This is a genomic window from Aeromonas lusitana (assembly GCF_002812985.1).
Classification (GTDB): domain Bacteria; phylum Pseudomonadota; class Gammaproteobacteria; order Enterobacterales; family Aeromonadaceae; genus Aeromonas; species Aeromonas lusitana.
The window spans coordinates 51527-69419 of the sequence record NZ_PGCP01000003.1 but is presented as its reverse complement, the minus strand read 5'-3'; the positions used below and the strand labels follow the sequence as shown (position 1 = coordinate 69419).

General features: G+C 59.8%; 16 protein-coding genes. 11 read left to right on the top strand and 5 right to left on the bottom strand.

Annotated elements, in window-relative coordinates:
- The first annotated feature begins 16 nt into the window (after window positions 1-16).
- The 7 genes from pabC (at window position 17) to CUC44_RS01825 (ending at window position 6000) form a co-directional block, all read left to right on the top strand.
- The gene (gene pabC, locus CUC44_RS01855; RefSeq protein ID WP_100858308.1) at window positions 17-823 is read left to right on the top strand and encodes an aminodeoxychorismate lyase; all 807 of its coding nucleotides are present in this window, start codon (window positions 17-19) and stop codon (window positions 821-823) included.
- On the top strand, window positions 813-1814 hold the full coding sequence (gene mltG, locus CUC44_RS01850; RefSeq protein WP_100858307.1) for an endolytic transglycosylase MltG: 1002 nt from the start codon (window positions 813-815) through the stop codon (window positions 1812-1814). Before pabC ends, mltG begins: the two co-directional genes overlap by 11 nt.
- A complete protein-coding gene (gene tmk, locus CUC44_RS01845; protein WP_100858306.1) occupies window positions 1814-2455 on the top strand; it encodes a dTMP kinase in 642 nt (213 codons plus the stop codon). The genes mltG and tmk overlap by 1 nt, the downstream gene beginning before the upstream one ends.
- Complete coding sequence (gene holB / locus CUC44_RS01840) at window positions 2440-3387, top strand: DNA polymerase III subunit delta' (protein ID WP_100858305.1); 948 nt, start codon at window positions 2440-2442, stop codon at window positions 3385-3387. The genes tmk and holB overlap by 16 nt, the downstream gene beginning before the upstream one ends.
- Before the next feature lie 30 nt (window positions 3388-3417).
- Window positions 3418-4197: a TatD family hydrolase gene (locus CUC44_RS01835; RefSeq protein WP_100858304.1), complete on the top strand. Its 780-nt coding sequence runs from the start codon at window positions 3418-3420 to the stop codon at window positions 4195-4197.
- 287 nt (window positions 4198-4484) lie between these two features.
- Window positions 4485-5513: a site-specific integrase gene (locus tag CUC44_RS01830; protein ID WP_100858303.1), complete on the top strand. Its 1029-nt coding sequence runs from the start codon at window positions 4485-4487 to the stop codon at window positions 5511-5513.
- Window positions 5514-5706: 193 nt separating this feature from the next.
- Complete coding sequence (locus CUC44_RS01825) at window positions 5707-6000, top strand: RepB family protein (protein ID WP_100858302.1); 294 nt, start codon at window positions 5707-5709, stop codon at window positions 5998-6000.
- Between the two features lie 271 nt (window positions 6001-6271).
- On the opposite strand, the gene rsmF is transcribed toward CUC44_RS01825, so the two are convergent.
- The 4 genes from rsmF to CUC44_RS01805 form a co-directional block, all read right to left on the bottom strand.
- Complete coding sequence (gene rsmF, locus CUC44_RS01820; protein WP_167388743.1) at window positions 6272-7702, bottom strand: 16S rRNA (cytosine(1407)-C(5))-methyltransferase RsmF; 1431 nt, start codon at window positions 7700-7702, stop codon at window positions 6272-6274.
- 141 nt (window positions 7703-7843) lie between these two features.
- Window positions 7844-10396, bottom strand: coding sequence for an MlaD family protein (locus tag CUC44_RS01815; RefSeq protein ID WP_100858300.1), 2553 nt, complete (start codon window positions 10394-10396; stop codon window positions 7844-7846).
- A gap of 58 nt (window positions 10397-10454) precedes the next feature.
- A complete protein-coding gene (locus CUC44_RS01810) occupies window positions 10455-11063 on the bottom strand; it encodes a paraquat-inducible protein A (protein WP_100858299.1) in 609 nt (202 codons plus the stop codon).
- A complete protein-coding gene (locus CUC44_RS01805) occupies window positions 11041-11685 on the bottom strand; it encodes a paraquat-inducible protein A (RefSeq protein WP_100858298.1) in 645 nt (214 codons plus the stop codon). Before CUC44_RS01805 ends, CUC44_RS01810 begins: the two co-directional genes overlap by 23 nt.
- 258 nt (window positions 11686-11943) lie before the next feature.
- On the opposite strand from CUC44_RS01805, the gene CUC44_RS01800 reads away from it, so the two are divergent.
- Both CUC44_RS01800 and CUC44_RS01795 read left to right on the top strand, forming a co-directional pair.
- On the top strand, window positions 11944-12258 hold the full coding sequence (locus tag CUC44_RS01800; RefSeq protein ID WP_100858297.1) for a YebG family protein: 315 nt from the start codon (window positions 11944-11946) through the stop codon (window positions 12256-12258).
- Between the two features lie 291 nt (window positions 12259-12549).
- The gene (locus tag CUC44_RS01795; RefSeq protein WP_100858532.1) at window positions 12550-13827 is read left to right on the top strand and encodes a tyrosine-type recombinase/integrase; all 1278 of its coding nucleotides are present in this window, start codon (window positions 12550-12552) and stop codon (window positions 13825-13827) included.
- A gap of 557 nt (window positions 13828-14384) precedes the next feature.
- Here CUC44_RS01795 and CUC44_RS01790 read toward each other — a convergent pair.
- A complete protein-coding gene (locus tag CUC44_RS01790; RefSeq protein WP_100858296.1) occupies window positions 14385-14831 on the bottom strand; it encodes a winged helix-turn-helix transcriptional regulator in 447 nt (148 codons plus the stop codon).
- Between the two features lie 172 nt (window positions 14832-15003).
- Here CUC44_RS01790 and CUC44_RS01785 point away from each other — a divergent pair, with 172 nt between their 5' ends.
- Together CUC44_RS01785 and CUC44_RS01780 are read left to right on the top strand one after the other, a co-directional pair.
- Window positions 15004-16209, top strand: a complete 1206-nt coding sequence (locus tag CUC44_RS01785; RefSeq protein ID WP_208621010.1) for an MFS transporter — start codon at window positions 15004-15006, stop codon at window positions 16207-16209.
- Window positions 16206-17573, top strand: coding sequence for a pyridoxal phosphate-dependent decarboxylase family protein (locus tag CUC44_RS01780; protein ID WP_100858294.1), 1368 nt, complete (start codon window positions 16206-16208; stop codon window positions 17571-17573). The genes CUC44_RS01785 and CUC44_RS01780 overlap by 4 nt, the downstream gene beginning before the upstream one ends.
- Window positions 17574-17893 lie beyond the last annotated feature (320 nt).

Here is a 17893-nt window from a genome sequence, read left to right as displayed (position 1 = left end):
TATCAAAGGGACACGCATGTTGATCAATGGAATGCCAACAGAAGCCTTGTCTGCCAGAGATCGCGGTCTGGCGTATGGAGACGGTCATTTCACCACCATGCAGGTGAAACAGGGCCAGGTTGTCTGGTGGCCGGATCACCTGACACGGCTGCAACACGCCAGCACCCGACTCGGCTTTGCCGCCGTACCCTGGGATCTGCTTTCGGAAGAAGTGGCGCAACTTGCAGCGGGTCAGGCACAGGCTGTCGTGAAGGTGATGCTGACCCGCGGCAGCGGCGGGCGGGGTTATGATGCTGCAGGTTGCGACTCGCCCACCCGCATCGTCTCCCTTGCCGACTACCCGGCTCATTACCCGAGCTGGCAGCAGGATGGCATTGCCGCCCTGGTATGCCGGCAGCATCTCGGCGATGCCCCCATGCTGGCGGGGCTCAAGACCCTCGGGCGTCTGGAGCAAGTTTTATTGAAGAGCGAACTTGCCGCGCGCGGCGGGGTCGAAGGTATAGTATTGAACAGCCGTGGATTTCTGGTAGAAGGAGTCAGCGCAAATCTGTTTTGGCGTCGTGGCAAGACGGTGTTCACCCCGGATCTCTCCCACGGTGGGGTCGAGGGGATCATGCGCAAGCGGGTGATCCTGATGCTTAAACAGATGGGCATTGAACTGCGTGTCGTGGAGGCTCCGCTGGAGTCACTGTGGCAGGCCGAAGAAGTATGGCTGACCAATACCCTGATGGGCATAGTGCCGGTGACCGGCATCGGGGATGTGCACTATCCCAGCCCGGTATTGATCCGCCGTTTACAGGAGCGTTTGGTCATTGAAGTTTAATCGGCTTTACACCCTGCTCGCGGGGGCGGCCCTCACGGTTGCCGTCGCCGGGGGCTATGTATATTACAAATGGCAAGAAGTGGAGACACTCACCAACAAGGGGCCGACGCGCCTCTTCACCGTCGAGAAGGGTGCCCATGCGGCGCGCCTGATCGCCGAGTTGGGGGAGGGGGACGCGGCGCCCTGGGCGGTGCGACTCTGGTTGCGCGGTCATCCTGAACTGGTGGCCATCAAGTCAGGGACCTATGAGATCAAGGAAGGGGCCCCCCTCAAGGAGACCCTCTCCCTGTTTGCCTCCGGCAAGGAGTTTCACTTCAGCCTCACCTTCGTGGAAGGATCCCGCTTCGAGGATTGGCAGAAGCAGCTCTCCAGCGCCCCTTATCTGGAGCGGCTGACGGTGGAGCAGGATGAGACGGAGATCGCCCAGGAGCTGGGCATAGAGAACGGTAAGCTGGAAGGCTGGTTCCTGCCAGAGACTTATGCTTATACCACTCACGCCAGCGATATTTCCATCTTGCGCCGCGCCTATCAGGACATGCGGGCCTTCCTGCAGGAGAGCTGGGACAAGCGTCAGGCCAACCTGCCCTACAAGACGCCTTACGAGGCGTTGATCATGGCCTCCATCATCGAAAAAGAGACCGGCCAACCGGACGAGCGGGCGCAGATCGCCTCCGTCTTCGTCAATCGCCTGCGTCTTGGCATGAAGTTGCAGACCGATCCCACCGTCATCTACGGGGTCAAGGACAGGTATGATGGCAACATTCGCCGCAGCGATCTGACCGATGTGAACCCGTACAACACCTATGTGATCGACGGTCTGCCGCCAACTCCCATCGCCATGCCAGGCAAGGCGTCCATCGAGGCCGCGCTAAATCCCCTGTCGACCGATTATCTCTATTTCGTCGCCAAGGGGGGCGGGGCCCATCAATTCTCCAAGACCCTCGATGAACACAATCGAGCGGTTCGCGAATACATATTGAAGAAACCCTAATGTCGAAATTTATTGTAATTGAAGGACTTGAGGGAGCAGGGAAGAGCTCTGCCGTGGGTTATGTCACCGACTATCTGGCGGCCCATGGCATCAAACGAGTGGAGTGCACCCGAGAGCCGGGGGGCACCCCGCTGGCCGAGCGGATGCGCGCCATCGTCAAGGAGGTGCACGAGGAGCGCCTCACCATCGAAGCGGAATTGCTGCTGATGTATGCCTCCCGGGTGCAACTGGTGGAGACCCGGATCAAACCGGCGCTGGCCGATGGCGTCTGGGTGGTGGGGGACAGGCACGATCTCTCCTCCCAGGCCTATCAGGGCGGCGGTCGCGGCATCGATGCCAAGCTCATCGGCGCCATCAAGCAGGCGGTGCTCGGCGACTTCAAGCCGGACTTGACCCTGTATCTGGATATCGATCCCGCCATCGGTTTGCAGCGGGCGCGCCATCGCGGCGAGCTGGACAGGATCGAGCTGGAGCAGCTGGGTTTCTTTGTGCGCACCCGTACCCGTTACCTGGAGCTCGCGGCCCAGGATGATTCCATCAAGGTGATCGATGCCGGTAAAACCCCGGCCGAGGTCAAGGCCGCCATCGAATCGGCCCTCGGCCACTACCTGGCGAGCGAGCCCTCATGTATCCCTGGCTGATCCCGGACTGGCAGGCCTTGAGTCAAAGTGCCCAGTGTGGTCGCCTCGGCCACGCCTGGTTGCTGCTCGGCGATCCCGGTCTTGGCAAGGATCAGCTGGCCGAGCGCTTGGCCAGGTTGCATCTTTGCCAGCAACCCGAGGCGGGTGAGCCTTGTGGTCGTTGTCACTCCTGCCAGTTGCTGGAGAAGGGTCATCACCCGGATCTGGGCACCATCAGCAGTGACAGCAAGACCATCGGCGTCGAGGCCATTCGCGAGATCTGCGGCCGCTTGCAGACCACCTCCCAGCTCGGTCGCGGCAAGGTGGTGATCATCCCGGATGCGGAGCGCATGACCGAATCCGCCGCCAATGCCTTGTTGAAAACTCTGGAAGAGCCGGCCGGCGACAGCCTGCTGCTGCTCATCGCTTCCAAGGTGTCGCGCCTGTTGCCGACCATCTTGAGCCGTTGCCACAAGCATGTCTGTCAGCTGCCGACGGAAGGGGAGACGCTGAACTGGCTCGCAGAGCAAGGGCATCAGGCGACCCAGGCACAGGTGCGGATCTGCCAGGGGGCGCCACTGCGGGTACTCCGTTACATCGAAGATCAGCAAGATGGCGCGCGCCGCACCCTGCTCGAAAGTTTCGTGGCCTTGTCACAGACGCCGACTCGCGCGGCCAGCGTCTGTTCTCAACTTGCGGAAGACAGCCAGGTGCGGCTGCACTGGTTGCAGCTGTTTTTATGCGATGCCCTCAAGACCCAGGCCGGTTGCGGTCATCATCAGCTGGCCATGCCGGATCTCGCGGCCCTCAGCCAGCAGCTGGCCGAGCGTCACTCCAGTGAAAAATTGCTGGAGGCGGAGCAACAGCTGGTCGCCCTGAAGTCAGCCTGCCAGCCGGGTCAGCTCTCCAACCCCACCATTCATCTGATGAACTGGCTCAACCGCTGGTTATGACATCGGTCAAGCAAACAAACAGGGTTATGTATGTTACTCGTTGATTCCCACTGTCACCTCGATCGCCTGAGCTACGGCAGCAAGCAGACCGACATGGCCGATGTGCTGGCGAAAGCCGCGGCGCTGGAGGTGGGATACTTTTTGTGTGTGAGCGTGACCCAGGCCCAGTTCCCGACCATGCTGGCGGCGATCGCCCCTTATCCCCAGGTGTTTGCCTCCTGCGGTGTGCACCCGCTCAATCAGGATCCCGGCGTCGATGCTGATCTGCTGTTGACCCAGGCGGCAGACCCCAGCGTCGTCGCCATCGGCGAGACGGGGCTCGATTATTTCTACTCGCCGGAAAACAAGGAAGTGCAACAGGCTTCCTTCCGTGAGCACATCCGGGTGGCGCGGGCGCTGAACAAGCCGCTGATCATCCACACCCGGGATGCCCAGCAAGATACCTTGCAGATCATGCGCGAAGAGGGGGCCGACCAGGTGGGTGGTGTGTTGCACTGCTTCACCGAATCCCTCGAGATGGCCGAGGCTGCGATGGCAATGGGTTTCTACATCTCCATCTCAGGTATAGTTACCTTCAAGAATGCCGCCGCCTTGCAGTCCGTGGTCAAGGCCTTGCCCCTCGAGCGACTGCTGGTCGAAACCGACTCGCCGTATCTTGCCCCCATTCCCTATCGGGGGAGGGAGAACGAACCCGCCTTCGTGCGAGACGTCGCCCAATTCATCGCCGACCTGCGCGAGATCCCGCTGGCGGTGTTGGCCGAGGCCACCAGCCACAACTTCTTCGAGCTGTTCAAGCTGGCAAAAAAATAACCGACAAGGCCCCATCAACGGGGCCTTTTTATTTTAAATCGCCAGCATAATCCACCTGATAAAAACGAAGATGAAAGCATGTTATCTCTCACAAGATAGCCACGGGAGGGAGCGACTCAGCTTCTGCAGACGGGTGAAATGGAACTCGGAAGGTGGAGAGGATCCTGGATGTCGAAGGGGTTAAAACCCATACCCTATAAGTATCGATAATATTCATTATCGATACTTGATGGATCTGCAAGATCCTGTAAGATCCTCTCGAACTCCGATTTGAATCATAGGCTTACGTGACTTACCCCAGCATCTCAAACCCCGTTCATCAGTCATTGCAGACGGTATTCGATCCCCAGCTCAACAGCCGGGCGAGACGATTCCTGCGCAGCGCCAAGGCAGACTCGACCCTCAATGCCTACGAGGCGGATACCCGCATCTTCGTCTACTGGTGTCAGCTGCAGCAGCTGGATCCGCTGCAAACCACCCATCACGACATCATGAACTTCCTGGCGGATCAGGCCGACGGCATTCTCGCCGACTGGGTCTGGCTCGATAAGCGGGAAGGGAAGGGGGAGCTTCGCAACGGTGAACCACGCAAACCCGCGACCCTGGTGCGGCGTCTCGCCGGCATTCGCTACGCCTTCAAGCAGAAAGGCATCCATCCCATGCCGACCGAGCATGCGGAGATCAAGGAGATGATGCGCGGCATAGTGCGCCTCGGTGATAACCGCAAGCGCAAGACAGGGGCCCTGACCCTGCAGCCACTGACCCAGGTGCTGGACGAGATAGACACCAGCAACCTCGCAGGCTTGCGGGATCACACCCTGCTGCTGCTGATGTTCAGCGGCGCCCTGCGCCGCTCGGAAGCGGCCCGCATCGAGGTGAGCGATCTCGACTTCGTAGGGCAGGGGATAAGGCTGCGCCTCAAGCCAAGCAAGCATCAGCTGCATGAAACCGAGATCGCTCTCATCCCGGGCAGGCACCATTGCCCCGTGTCAGCGCTGCGCCGCTGGCTGCAGAAAAGCCGAATTAACGAGGGGCCGCTATTTCGCCGTATGAACCGCTGGGGCCAGCTGATGCCAGATCCCCTAGGTCCTCAGGGTATCAACCTGATGATCAAGCGGCGTACCGGTCAGGTCATCGACAGCCTCTATGTCAGTGGCCATAGCCTGCGCCGAGGCTTCATCACCTCGGCGGTCACCGCCGGCAAACCCATGAACAAGATCATCGAGGTGACCCGCCACAAGGACATGCGAACCTTGCAGGAATACTTCGACGATGCCCACAAGTTCTCCGATCACGCCCTCGATGGACTGCTTTGAGATAACCGCGCCACGGCCTTTTTTATGTTAAATTGTATCTTGTTGATCCAATGGTATATTTAGCCGTCTCCCTTTACTGCCAGCCAACCACCTCCCAAGAGAGGAGGAAAAGAGGGCAGGGGAAGCGTCTCTCGCAACGATCAGCATACCGGTGAGAGATAACATTACCGAAAACAGGATCTTTCAAGGTCATATGAGCCAGAAAAATACGCCAGAAAAAACGCCGTCAGAGCCACAGGACAATGCCGAGCGCCAGCGCCAACACGTGAAGCGCAAGCAGGAGAGTCACAGTCGGTTGCAGTGCTGGATAAGCAATCGTCACGCCGAGCGGCTGCATGAACTCGGCCTGCATCTGGAAGACAGTCAGGCATCCCTCATCGAGCAGGCGATCGACCTGCTCTATCAACACGAGCTGGTGCCGCAATATGTTGAAGAGCGTCGTGACGATAAAAGTGAAGAGCCATCCCGGGCAGACAGTATCGATTGAGCAGAATGAGCGCATCGCGGGAATAAAAAAAGCCAGGTACGAATTCCTTGTACCTGGCATAGGGGAATTGGCTCCTTGCAGAGCCGTGCGCTAACTGGTGTGCGGATAGCTTTAAGCTTAGACAAGGCTCGAAGCAATTCAAGATCTGAGTAAAAGTTCAACCAGAGTGGAGGTTTTTCAGACTCGTTCAGGTGTTAAACTGCTCAATATCCCGATTTGGATCCGCCACCAGCGGGGAAGGCACGCAAATACGCGCCTCCCGCCAGACACCTCAACCGCTGAACAGGTTGTTGTCACGCACCAGCTCACGGGGGAGGGCATTCTTGATGCGACTGCCGACCCATTTCCCCATGCCCAGCGGATGTCCCTGATAGCGGACGATCACCTCTCCGCTGCCGGGGGCCTGCTCTGGCCAGACATCCCGCCCCATCATGTATTCCCGCGCATTGGCGGCGTCCAGTTCGACAATGCCCTGGGTCACCGCGTCGCCATAGGCCAGCGCCCACTCGTGGGTCAGTCGATACCCCTTCTTGAAGGTCTCCGCCAACTTGATGCCGATGCGATCGAAGCGCAGCTTGCCCTGCAACTGCTCAAATTCGTGGGGGAAAAGCCAGATCTCGTCATTGCGGCCATAGAGCACGCCGCGCGGCGCCACCCCGAAGTTATCTGCTATCTCGCGCGCCATGGGCTCGGATTCTTTGGCAGGCAGCGGCAGATAGGGGAACTTGCCGAGCTTGCCCGGTTTGAACATGGTGTTGGCCACGGAGTGATGCTTGCGCAGGCGGGCGACGAAGAACCCTTCGCTGTCAAAGATCTGGGGCCAGACGTGCAGGTAGCCCTCAGGGGTGCAGGCCTGCTCAGCGTCCGGGAAGAGATCCCCTAGGGAGTCAAAGCTCAGGGCATCGCCGAATTTGTCCAGCAGGGACTGGCAGATGGCCTGGTTCTCCTGTTCGCTCAAGGTGCAGGTGGAGTAGACCAGCACGCCGCCCGGTTTGAGGGCATGGAAGGCGCTTTCCAGCAGGCCCGCCTGCACCTCGGCTATCTCATTTATGCTCTCGATGCTCCAGTTGCGCAGGGCGTCTTCGTCCTTGCGCACCGTGCCTTCCCCCGAGCAGGGAGCGTCGAGCAGGATGGCATCGAAGATCTCCGGCAACCACTGGCCAAACACCTTGGCATCGAAATGGGTCATGCCGACGTTGGTGACACCGCAGCGCTGGATATTGGCGCTGAGCACCTTGAGTCGGCTGCTGGAATATTCGTTGGCGACCAGCATGCCCTGATTGTCCATCAAGGCCGCTATCTGGGTAGTCTTGGAGCCCGGCGCCGCCGCCGCATCCAGCAAGATGCCATCCCGTTTGACCTTGTCGCTGGCAAACAGCGCCGTCACCGGCAGCATGGAGCTCGCCTCCTGGATATAGAAGAGGCCACTCAAGTGCTCGGCGGTATTGCCAAGGGGCACGCTCTCATCGTCTCGCGTCAGCCAAAAACCTGTCTCGCACCAGGGCACGGGATCCAGCTGCCAGCCCAGTGGCTGCATCTTGCAGGCAAAATCTTGCACGCCGATCTTGAGGGTATTGACCCGAATGCTGCGCCTAAGCGGTCGTCGACAACTCGCCACGAATTCATCCAGCGAGAGGTGGGCCGGCATGATGGCCTGGATATGGCGCAAAAAGTGATCGGGAAGATAGGTGTTGTCGTGCACTGTGCTCTCTCGCAGACCCAAAATGAGGGGCGATATCTTAGCACAGCCTGAGCCGTTTCTTCAGGGAGCTTTCACTGCGCCATAGGCCAGCAACCAATAAAAAACCGGCCCTAGGCCGGTTCTTTATATACGTCAGCTGACTCAGGGCTGGATGCGGGGGCTCCACTCCAGCCAATCCTTCTCCGCCTTGCCATAGAGGGGATAGCTGTGACCGGATTTGACGGTGGGGCCCATCTCCCGCTCCGGGGTGTTGAAGGCGATACCGCCGGCCAGCAGGCTCTGCACGGTTTCCACCTCTATGGTACCGCCGGTCAGGCCTATGTCGGCCTTGACGCCGGAGACATTCCAGAAGCGGCTGTTGGCCCGCACCAGGTGGGCGTACTGCTTGTCGACATTCACGTCGATCAACACCTCGCTGCCATCGCGCGCCAGTGCGACCTGGGTGACGCTGCCGACAACCAGCTTGCGGAACAGCAGGGGGCTGCCGATGCTGATCCCGCTGACCGAGGGGCTCTTGAGAGTCAGTGCCAGCCCGATGGGGCCGCTCTGGCTCAATGGGAAACGCTCCTTGCTCGCGCCCTGGCCCGGGCTTGCCTCGATGAAGACCCCCTTGATCAGGGTATCGAGGTGCGACACGCCCCCCAGTCCCAGCTTGGCCTGCACCAGGGTGAAGCGGGCACCGGACTGCAGGAAGCGATCGGCATACTGCTTGTCCAGCTCGGCCTTGAAGCTGACCTGGCCGAGGGCGGGATCCAGTTCGACCTGCTCAACCTTGCCGATATCGACCCCGCGGTAACGGATGGGGCTGCCCACCCCTAGCCCCGGGTTGTTGTCGGCGGTCAGCGTCAGGGTGCGCACCTGGGTTCTGGCCTGCTCCTTGCTGTCGAACAGCTGATGACTGCTGCGACCGGTACCGAGCCTGTCGAACTCGATGGCGCCGCGCAGCAGGGTGGCGAGGTTGCCCACCTTGACCTGCACGCCATCCAGCCGCACCTTGCCGTCGATGGCCGCTTTCTTCCAGAACTGGGGTTGTTGCTTGAGCAGGGGGGCATAGACGGCATCTATCTCAAGTTCGATCTCGACCCCCTTGGCATCGGCCTTCAATGCCTTGACCCTGCCGGCCTCGAGCCCCAGATAGAGCACGGGCGAGCCGATACCGACCCCGTCGGCCTGCTCGGCGCGCAGCAGCCAGCGCTGAGGCTTGGCGTTGCGCGTACCGAGCAGTGCCAGCTCCTGGCTGGGATAGAGTCTGTCAATCCGCTCGCCTGCCGGCGCCTGAATGAGCTTGACGCCGCCCCCGAGCCAGGCGCTGGCCGGACTGGTGTCGACCTTGATGCCGGCTAGGCTCGCATCGATCTGCAGGGGAGAGGCGCGGTAGAAGCGGGCCCGGTTCAGCAGGTGGCGATACGCCTCATTGACGCTGAGCTCGACCCTGGCATTGCCAGCCGCATCCAGGGTCAACGGGCCGACCTGGCCAATTTGCAGCCCCTTGAACCAGACTGGCGCCTCTTCGCTCAGGCCCGCAAGATCATCTGCCTGCAAACTGATCTTGATGCCAGTGGTTTGTGCCTGGCTCTCGAGTGTCATGGCATTGACCCGATCGCCTGCCACATAATCCAGCCGGATGGCGGGGCCTGCCAGCAGGCGATCCGCATGCTTGAGGCCGGTCGGGGAGAGGGAGACGGTTTCCCAGACGAGGCGGCTCTTGCCGGTCACCCGAAATGCCTGCTCAGGGTTGATCAGCGCGGTGACGACCCGGCCCTGCTCGGTCAGACGGATGGGGTCGATACGGCCGATCTCGATGCCCTCAAACAGGATGGGGATCCCTTCCTTGATGGGCAGGCTGCCTGCCTGGATCTGGATGCGCTCCCCCCGGGCCGCCTCGGCCAAGCCCTTGTAGAGGACGAAGGTTTGACCCTTCTCCGCCACATCGGACTCCTTGGGGGAGTCAAACGCTATACCGCCGCTCAGTATGGAGGTGAGGCTGCCCGCTTCCACCTTGACACCGCTGAGGCTGAAAGAACCCTTGATGCCGCTGATGTTCCAGAAACGGGTATCGGTCTTGATGAGGTTTTCAAAGCGCGGCTCGATCACCAGATCCAGGATCACGTTCTGGTTCTCTTCCCCGAGCCGGGTATTGATGACGCTGCCCACCTCCAGCCCGCGGAAATAGATCTTGGCGCCTATGCCGACCGACCCCAGGGAATCGGAGGTCAGGTGCAGGGTGCGCCCCTGGGCCAGATAACCCGGGGGAGGGCCGTCGAGGGCATCGAACTCGTTCTCAAGCGGGTTGTTGTCCCGGCCGGGCTGCAGGTTGATGTAGTTGCCGGACACCAGGGTATCGAGGCCGGAGATCTCGGTCAGGGACGCCTTGGGGCTCACCAGCCAGAAGTCGGAGCCCTTGCGAATGAGCGGACGGGCGCGGCTGTCGACCTTGGCCAGCACGGCTATCTTGCGGCCGTCCTCGGCCAGCTCCAGCTCCTGTACCACCCCGATGGCCACCCCCTGATAACGCAGCTGGGTCTTGCCCGGCAGGATACCATTGCCTTGGGCAAAGTTGATGCGAATGAGCTGACCGCTGTTGGTCCACTGCTGGTAGAGAAAGCCACCGGCCAGCAAGAGGGCGATGACGGGCAATAACCAGACTGGGGATAACCAGCGATGTTTCTCAATGACGGGTTCAGCCCCGATCATACCGACTCCTTAATTTGGCTGCGGTGGGCAGCACATCCGATACAGACGAAAAAATGCACTAACGGGACGCCTTGTCCCACAACAAACGGGTATCCAGCATACGGGCCGACATCATGGTGAGCACCACCACGCCGGCAAAGGCGGTGGCGCCCGGGCCTGCCCGCACGTTGAGCAGGACGCCGCGATCCACCAGTGCCACCATGAGGGAGATGACGAACAAGTCCAGCATGGACCAGCGACCGATGAAATCGATGATGCGGTACATGATGAGCTGGCGCTTGCGCCGCACCGGCTTGGCCCGCTGCAGCTGCCAGCAGATCCAGCTCAGCCCCAGGATCTTGCCGATGGGGACGACGATGCTCGCGGTCAGCACTATGGTGGCGATGCCAGACATCTTGCTGCGATAGAGCGCCATGATACCGCTGAAAATGGTGTCGGACTGCAATAATCCCTTGTTGTAGAAATGGGTGATGGGCAAGAGGTTGGCGGGCAGCAACATGAAGGTTGCCAGCGCCAGCAGGCCCCACGACCAGGCGAGGGAGCGGGGGATCCGCATCTGCAGGTGACTGTGGCAGCGCGGGCAGCTCGCCCCCGGCTGATAGCGCACCAGCAGGCCGCAGGTGTGGCAGCGGCAGAGCCCAAGCTCACGGGCGCTGGTCGGGCGCATGGGCCGGCTCCTGTGACTGTGTTTGCAGGGGAATCCGCTCCCAATAGGGGGCCGGATCAAACAGGATCAGCAACGTCATGTTGAGCAGCATCAGGATCCCGAGGCTCAGCAAGCCGCCCCCCAAGCGCACATCCGCGATGTCGATGAGTTTGAACAGGGCGACCAGCAGGCTGACGATATAGACCTCCAGCATGGCCCAGTGGCGAAACACCTCCACCGCCTTGAGGGTGGGGGCCAGCAGATGCCAGCGTTTGGCAAGGCCGGAGGCGAGGGCGAAGATGCCGACCAGCAGCCCCGTTGGCGCCAGGGCGGCGCACCAGAGCACCAGCCCGGCTACCCAGAATTCATTCTCGCCGATCAGCACCATGATGCCCTTGAGCAGGTTGGCGTCGGAATTGACGCCGGCCAGGCGCAGGTAGATGAGCGGCTCGAAGAAGGCGGACGGCAGCAGCAGGAAACCCGTGATGGTGAGTGCCATCAGCTGGGAAGGACGAAAGGCGTAGCGGCCATAGAGGTGCTGATGACAGCGAGGACAATGGGCGTGACGGCGCAGCGGCAATAACTTGCGTTCGATCAGCAAGTCGCAGGCCGGGCAGACGATCACGGAGCGGGGATCCGACATACGATTCAACCTGTTGAAGGAATTGATAAAATTTACCCTAAAACCCGCCATCTGTCTTGCCTGCACGGCCTCTCACCCAGAAAAATTAACGGGATGACAAGGGGGGTAGAGACCGGGATCTCGCCATGCGCCGGGCATCCTGTTCGACCACGGCCATAGCGCCGCGAGAGTGCGCGACTCGTCGCCATGGTGCGGTTATTTGCAATACTGTATATCCGTACATATACTTGCATTTACTATCATGAGGAGGACGCCACTATGGCCGTTGAGATCAAGTATGTTGTCGTGCGTGGGGGAGTGGAGAAGATGACCTTTACCAGCAAGAAAGAGGCGGATGCCTATGACAAGTTGCTGGACACCGCCGACGAGCTGATGACCCTGCTGGCCGGGGCTCCGGTTGAACTGACTGCCGAACAGCAGGAGAGCCTGGCATTTTACCTGGCGGAGCAGCGTGATCTGCTGCAAAACGTGCTCAAAGGCGGTAAAGGGCAGGGCGCCAACCCAAAGGAAGAGAAGATCGACGATGTCAGTGCCGATAAACCCAAGGGAAAATCCCTCAAAAGCGTGGCCTGAATAAAGAGAGCAGGGCGGGAGCGGCATGGAATGTCTAGGCTCATGCATCAGTCTCCCCATGCAACAAATGTGAATGTGCATTCTGATTTGTTGGTATTTACCCCGAGAATTTTCTAACCAAAGTGCATACCCATTGAATATCAAGGCTTGCCATTCGCTCGACGTCATCCAGATCCATGACTGAGCTACATGCCCGGACCGACTTATGCCCTTGATGCCGATAACCCCATTTATCGGCACCACTCTTGAGCAGACCCCATCAACCAGACCACAAGCATCACCATGACCACCATGACCACCTTGCCACTGCCACCCGCCATGCCACTGTTCGATAGCCTCGCTCACCTGGAGGCGGGTAACCCCCTGGTCAATCAGTATCTCGCCAACCTCAGCCTGAATGAGGTGCCGGATGTGGGCCTCGTCTATGAACTGGCCGTCGACTGGCTGCTGGAACAGCGCCACAGCGAGAACAACTACAAAACCTATCGCAGCGAGCTGACAACCTTCCTGCACTGGTGCTTCGCCGAGCTGGCCATCAGCCCAAAGGATCTCACCAGGCGCATCATGATGCGCTATCTCGACTACTGCCAGTCACCGCCACAAGCGTTGATAGCCTACCGAAATGTTGCCCAGTTCGTGCAGGACAAGGAGTGGGGCGAGCGGTTGCCCAACCCGCACTGGCGGCCGTTTCTCGGCAAACGGGAGCTGGGTCGCGAGCTGCCATATCGGCTGAGCGAACCTGCCATGAAGACCAAGATTGCCATCTTGTCGGCCTTCTTTCAGTTCCTCGTGCAGGAAGAGTACATGGATCGCAATCCTGCGCTCCTGCTGCAAAGGGTCAAGCAGTCTGCCCAGCAGGAAACCGATGAGCAGGCCCAGTCCTTTACCGAGTTGCAGTGGTCCTATGTTATGCAGGCCGCCGAACAGCTCGCCAGCGAGAACCCGGCCCAGCACGAGCGCAGCCGCTTTCTCATCTGCCTCATGTACGCCTGTTATCTGCGGATCTCCGAGGTAGCGGCCAGACCGGGTTTCAGCCCCGTCATGGGTCAGTTCCGCCGCGACGGCAAGACGGGCGTCTGGGGTTACTTCATTCCCCGTAGCAAGGGTGGCAAGCGGCGCACCGTCGCCGTCTCCCAGGCCTTGCTGGATGCCTTGCAGCGCTATCGCAGCTTCCTTGGGCTCTCGCCATTGCCAGCGCCCAACGAACAGACGCCGCTGTTTGTGCGCCACAAGGCGGCAGCCCACGGTCGGGAGCAAGGCGAACTCAATGCCAACCTCGGCATTCGCCAGCTGCGGGATCTGGTAATGGCAGTGCTCGAGCAGGCAGCGAATCTGGCCGAACAGGATGGCTTTACCCAGGATGCGGCCGAGATGCGCAGCCTGACACCGCACTCCATTCGCCATACCGGCATCACCCACGACATCAACTTGAATGGCAGACCGCTGTCCCACGTGCAGGCCGATGCGGGCCACGACAGCATAGACACCACCTCCAAGTATCTGCACACCGGTCACAGCGAACGTCACGAGAGTGCCAGCCACAAACCCCTGGATCATCTGCATGAATAAAAAGCGTGTCACTAGGCATCACGCCTGGATGGCAACATGCGGCACTAGCTGGTGGCCAAGAGAGCTCCCAATATCAACACCCACAAAAACCGCGCATAATGTATATTATGTTAAATGATGTCTATTGATTACTTACTTCGTATAGCATTCCCCAGCCCAGTAAATCAATAACCCACAGTGTTCTGACTGATGGGTTGTTTCTACTTGATGTGTTGAGCACATTTACTTCGCCTTAGTTAAGTAAGCTTGCTCAGCACAACTGTGCACACTTCGATACCTAACCTTGCGTTCGTTCATTGCAACACTGCCCATATCACTGCTGGCTAACAAGTACAGTGCCAATTCTGATGGCATAAGCATCCCGTTACCTTTCACTACTGCTTGCACGGTAAGGGCCATGTTCCCACGATGGCTCTCAACGAACGGGTCTCATTATTCATTCCTTAGAAAATGGGCCTATCCCATACCAACATCATAAAATGCCCATATTCACCAAGAAGAACCCTCCCCTGATGCAAGATGCCTTGCTCAACGCTATCGACGCCTTGAGCATGACGTCATATCACCTTCTGCACTTCGGTGACCGCCGGCAACAACACAGAGCCATCGTCAGCGTGCGGAGCCATGCGTGAAATCGGTACTCCGGTGCGCTTATCAATCAGCAGCGAATGACGTTCGCCATGTTCAAATAAATGATCTTCACCCCATTGGCGCAGCGCCACCATCACGGGAAACAAGCTTTCCCCCTGCGGTGTCAGTACATATTCCTGATAAGCCGTGCCATCTGAGGCGTCCTGCATGGCAAGGACACCTGTATCGACCAGTCTGCGCAGCCGATCGGACAATATGTTGCGCGCGGCGCCTAGGCTCCGTTGAAAATCACCAAAACGGCGCATGCCATCGAAGGCATCGCGCACGATAAGCAACGACCAGCGATCGCCGATCAGATTGAGTGACCGTGCTACGGGGCATGGTTCATCGTTCATGAGTTTTTGGATTGCCATGGGATCTCCTGGATAGTGAATTGTTGGCAACTACTGTAGTTGCATTTTAAAACCACTCCATTTAGTATTCAACCAGTCTTGTTTTGAAACCAGATTAAAAGGGTGTGGGATCATGAAATCTAACCTTGCCTTACCGCCATGCCAAGGCGACGTACAGCTCCGGCCAGCAGGCATGCCAAGCAGCCTGGTGTGGTTGTTCGCCGTCGCCAGCGGCCTCTGCGTGGCAAACATCTACTACGCTCAGCCCCTGCTGGACGCGCTGGCACTGAATTTTGGGATCAGTTATTCGGCGGTAGGTGGTGTTGTCACCGCCACCCAGGTCGGCTGTGCGCTGGCCTTGTTATTGCTAGTGCCGCTCGGTGACATAGTGAATCGTCGCCGCCTGATGGCGATGCAGCTGCTGGCGTTGGTGAGCACCCTGGTGGCAGTGAGCCTGGCCCAGTCTGCGACTGCGCTGCTGACGGGCATGCTCGCCGTGGGCTTGTTGGGCACGGCGATGACCCAGGGGCTCATCGCCTATGCGGCGAGCGCCGCTGCTCCCCATGAGCAAGGACGGGTCGTCGGCGCAGCCCAGAGCGGCGTGTTTATCGGGCTGCTGCTCGCCCGTGTCTTTGCCGGTGGCATCAGCGATCTGGCCGGCTGGCGCGGTGTTTACCTCTGCGCCGCCATGCTGATGCTGGCAATCGCACTGCCGCTGTGGCGCCGGCTGCCCACCCTGGCCGCTACGCCTGGCGCCCTGAGTTATACAGGGCTGATCCACTCCATGCTGACGCTGCTTTTGCAGGAAAAGACGCTGCAAGTGCGCGGTGTGCTAGCGCTGCTGATGTTCGCTGCATTCAACATCTTCTGGAGCGCGCTGGTACTGCCGTTGAGTACCCCACCCTATGGCTTCTCGCACACCGCCATCGGTGCCTTTGGCTTGGTCGGCGCAATCGGCGCCTTGGCCGCCGCGCGCGCCGGGAAATGGGCCGACCGCGGGCATGCCGAGCGCACCAGCGCGCTGGCACTGATGTCGCTGCTGCTCGCCTGGTTGCCGCTGTCGCTGATGGAGTGGTCACTTTGGGCCCTGGTGGTTGGCATAGTGCTGCTCGATCTCGGCGGCCAGGCACTGCACGTCACCAATCAGAGCATGATTTTCCGCACTCGACCCGAGGCCCACAGCCGGCTGGTCGGCCTCTACATGTTGTTCTACGCGATCGGCAGTGGGCTAGGCGCACTCGCCACCACGGCAACCTATGCACATGCGGGCTGGCAGGGCGTGTGTCTGCTGGGTACAGTGGTCAGCCTGTTGGCACTGTTGTTCTGGTGGGTGACGCGCCCGCCCCTGTCCACGGCTGTGGCTCAAGCCTTAAACACAAACGAAGGGATATTCAAATGAACGAAATGGAATTACTGGCCCAAGCCGATCTGCGCGGCCTTCGCTATACCGAAACCAATGGTCAACGCCGGGTGTTTCCTTCGGATGACGCGATTGCTGCCTTGGTGGCATTTGATGAGCCGCTGCCCGAACAAGGCTTGCCTGCCGAAGACACGCTGGCTCTGCTGGATGAGGTCGGTTCACCCGCAACGACCGCGTCCAACGGTCCGCGCTACTTCGGCTTTGTCATAGGCGCGGCATTACCCGCTGCCGCCGCGGCGGAGCGGCTGATATCAGCCTGGGATCAATGCGCCTCCACATTCGACAATTCACCCGTGTCGGCCACCCTGGAGCGCGTGGCTAGCCGCTGGGTGCTCGATGCGCTGGGTCTCCCCCGTGATAGCGCCGTCGGTTTTGGCACCAGTGCCACGGCCTGCACCTTGACCGCGCTCGCCGTCGCTCGGCGCGAGTTGCTCGCACGCCTTGGATGGAACCTGGATGACCAGGGGTTAAACGGTGCGCCTGAGGTCCGGGTGGTGATCTCCGAGCTGACCCACATCACGGTCAAGAAGGCATTGCGAGTGCTGGGTTTTGGGAAGAATCATATCCTCCTGGCCCCTGTCGATGGCCAAGGCCGAGTCGATGCAACCAAGCTGCCGTCACTCGATGAGCGAACCATTCTCTGTCTGCAAGCCGGCGAGGTGAATACAGGCGCATTTGATCCGTTCGCTCTCATCATACCGCACGCCAAAAAGGCCGGTGCCTGGGTTCATGTGGATGGCGCATTCGGCCTCTGGGCGCGGGCTTCGTCGCTGGCTGACCTGACTCAGGGCATCGAACTTGCGGATAGCTGGACAACCGACGCCCACAAATGGCTGAACACCCCCTATGACTGCGCCATGACCATCTGCCGCGATGCAGGGGCGTTGGCCGAGGCAATGAACAGCGATGCGGCCTATTCCAGTGCCAGCGTGGATGCGCAGAAGAACCTCACCCTTGAGTTCTCGCGCCGGCCGCGCGGCATTCTGGTGTGGGCGGCGTTGCGCAGCCTGGGTCGAGATGGCATTGCCAAACTGGTGGAGCGCCATTGCGCGCAAGCGCGCCACATTGGCGATGGCCTGGCGCGGGCAGGCTTTGACATACTCAACACAGTCACCCTCAACCAGGTGTTGTTTCGCTGCACGACCGATACGCAGACATTGGCGGTGCGCACAGCGGTCCAGCAATCCGGCGAGGCCTGGTTCGGCGGCGCTATTTGGCAAGGACGACCCGCCATGCGGATCAGCGTATCGTCTTGGCGCACTCAGGACTCGGATGTGGAGGCGCTACTGGCCTTGCTGGTAAGGATAAACAGCGAGACCACAGAAGTTGCCTCATCACGCTGACACTAAAAACAAATGCTGGGTTTAACCTATGGCCAGCTTAGGGTCATATCTAAGTAAGCCATCCAGAAGTTGGCACAGGGCATGGTTGTAGCAGGGATACGCGCCGCACCACACGCGGGGCGTATGCCTCAACCTGTGTCCCAGCATGCCGGTGAGAGTGGCGAGGTGCGCTTCAACCTGACTCTGCCCTTAATCACCTTTGCCCGGCAGGATCGGGGCAGAGCCTTGCCAGCACAGCTGAAAAAGATTGTAAGCGGGTTAGGCACAGCCTAGGTCCTGCTCCCTCCCCCCTCGCTCGCGATCATGGCGCGACAGCGTCC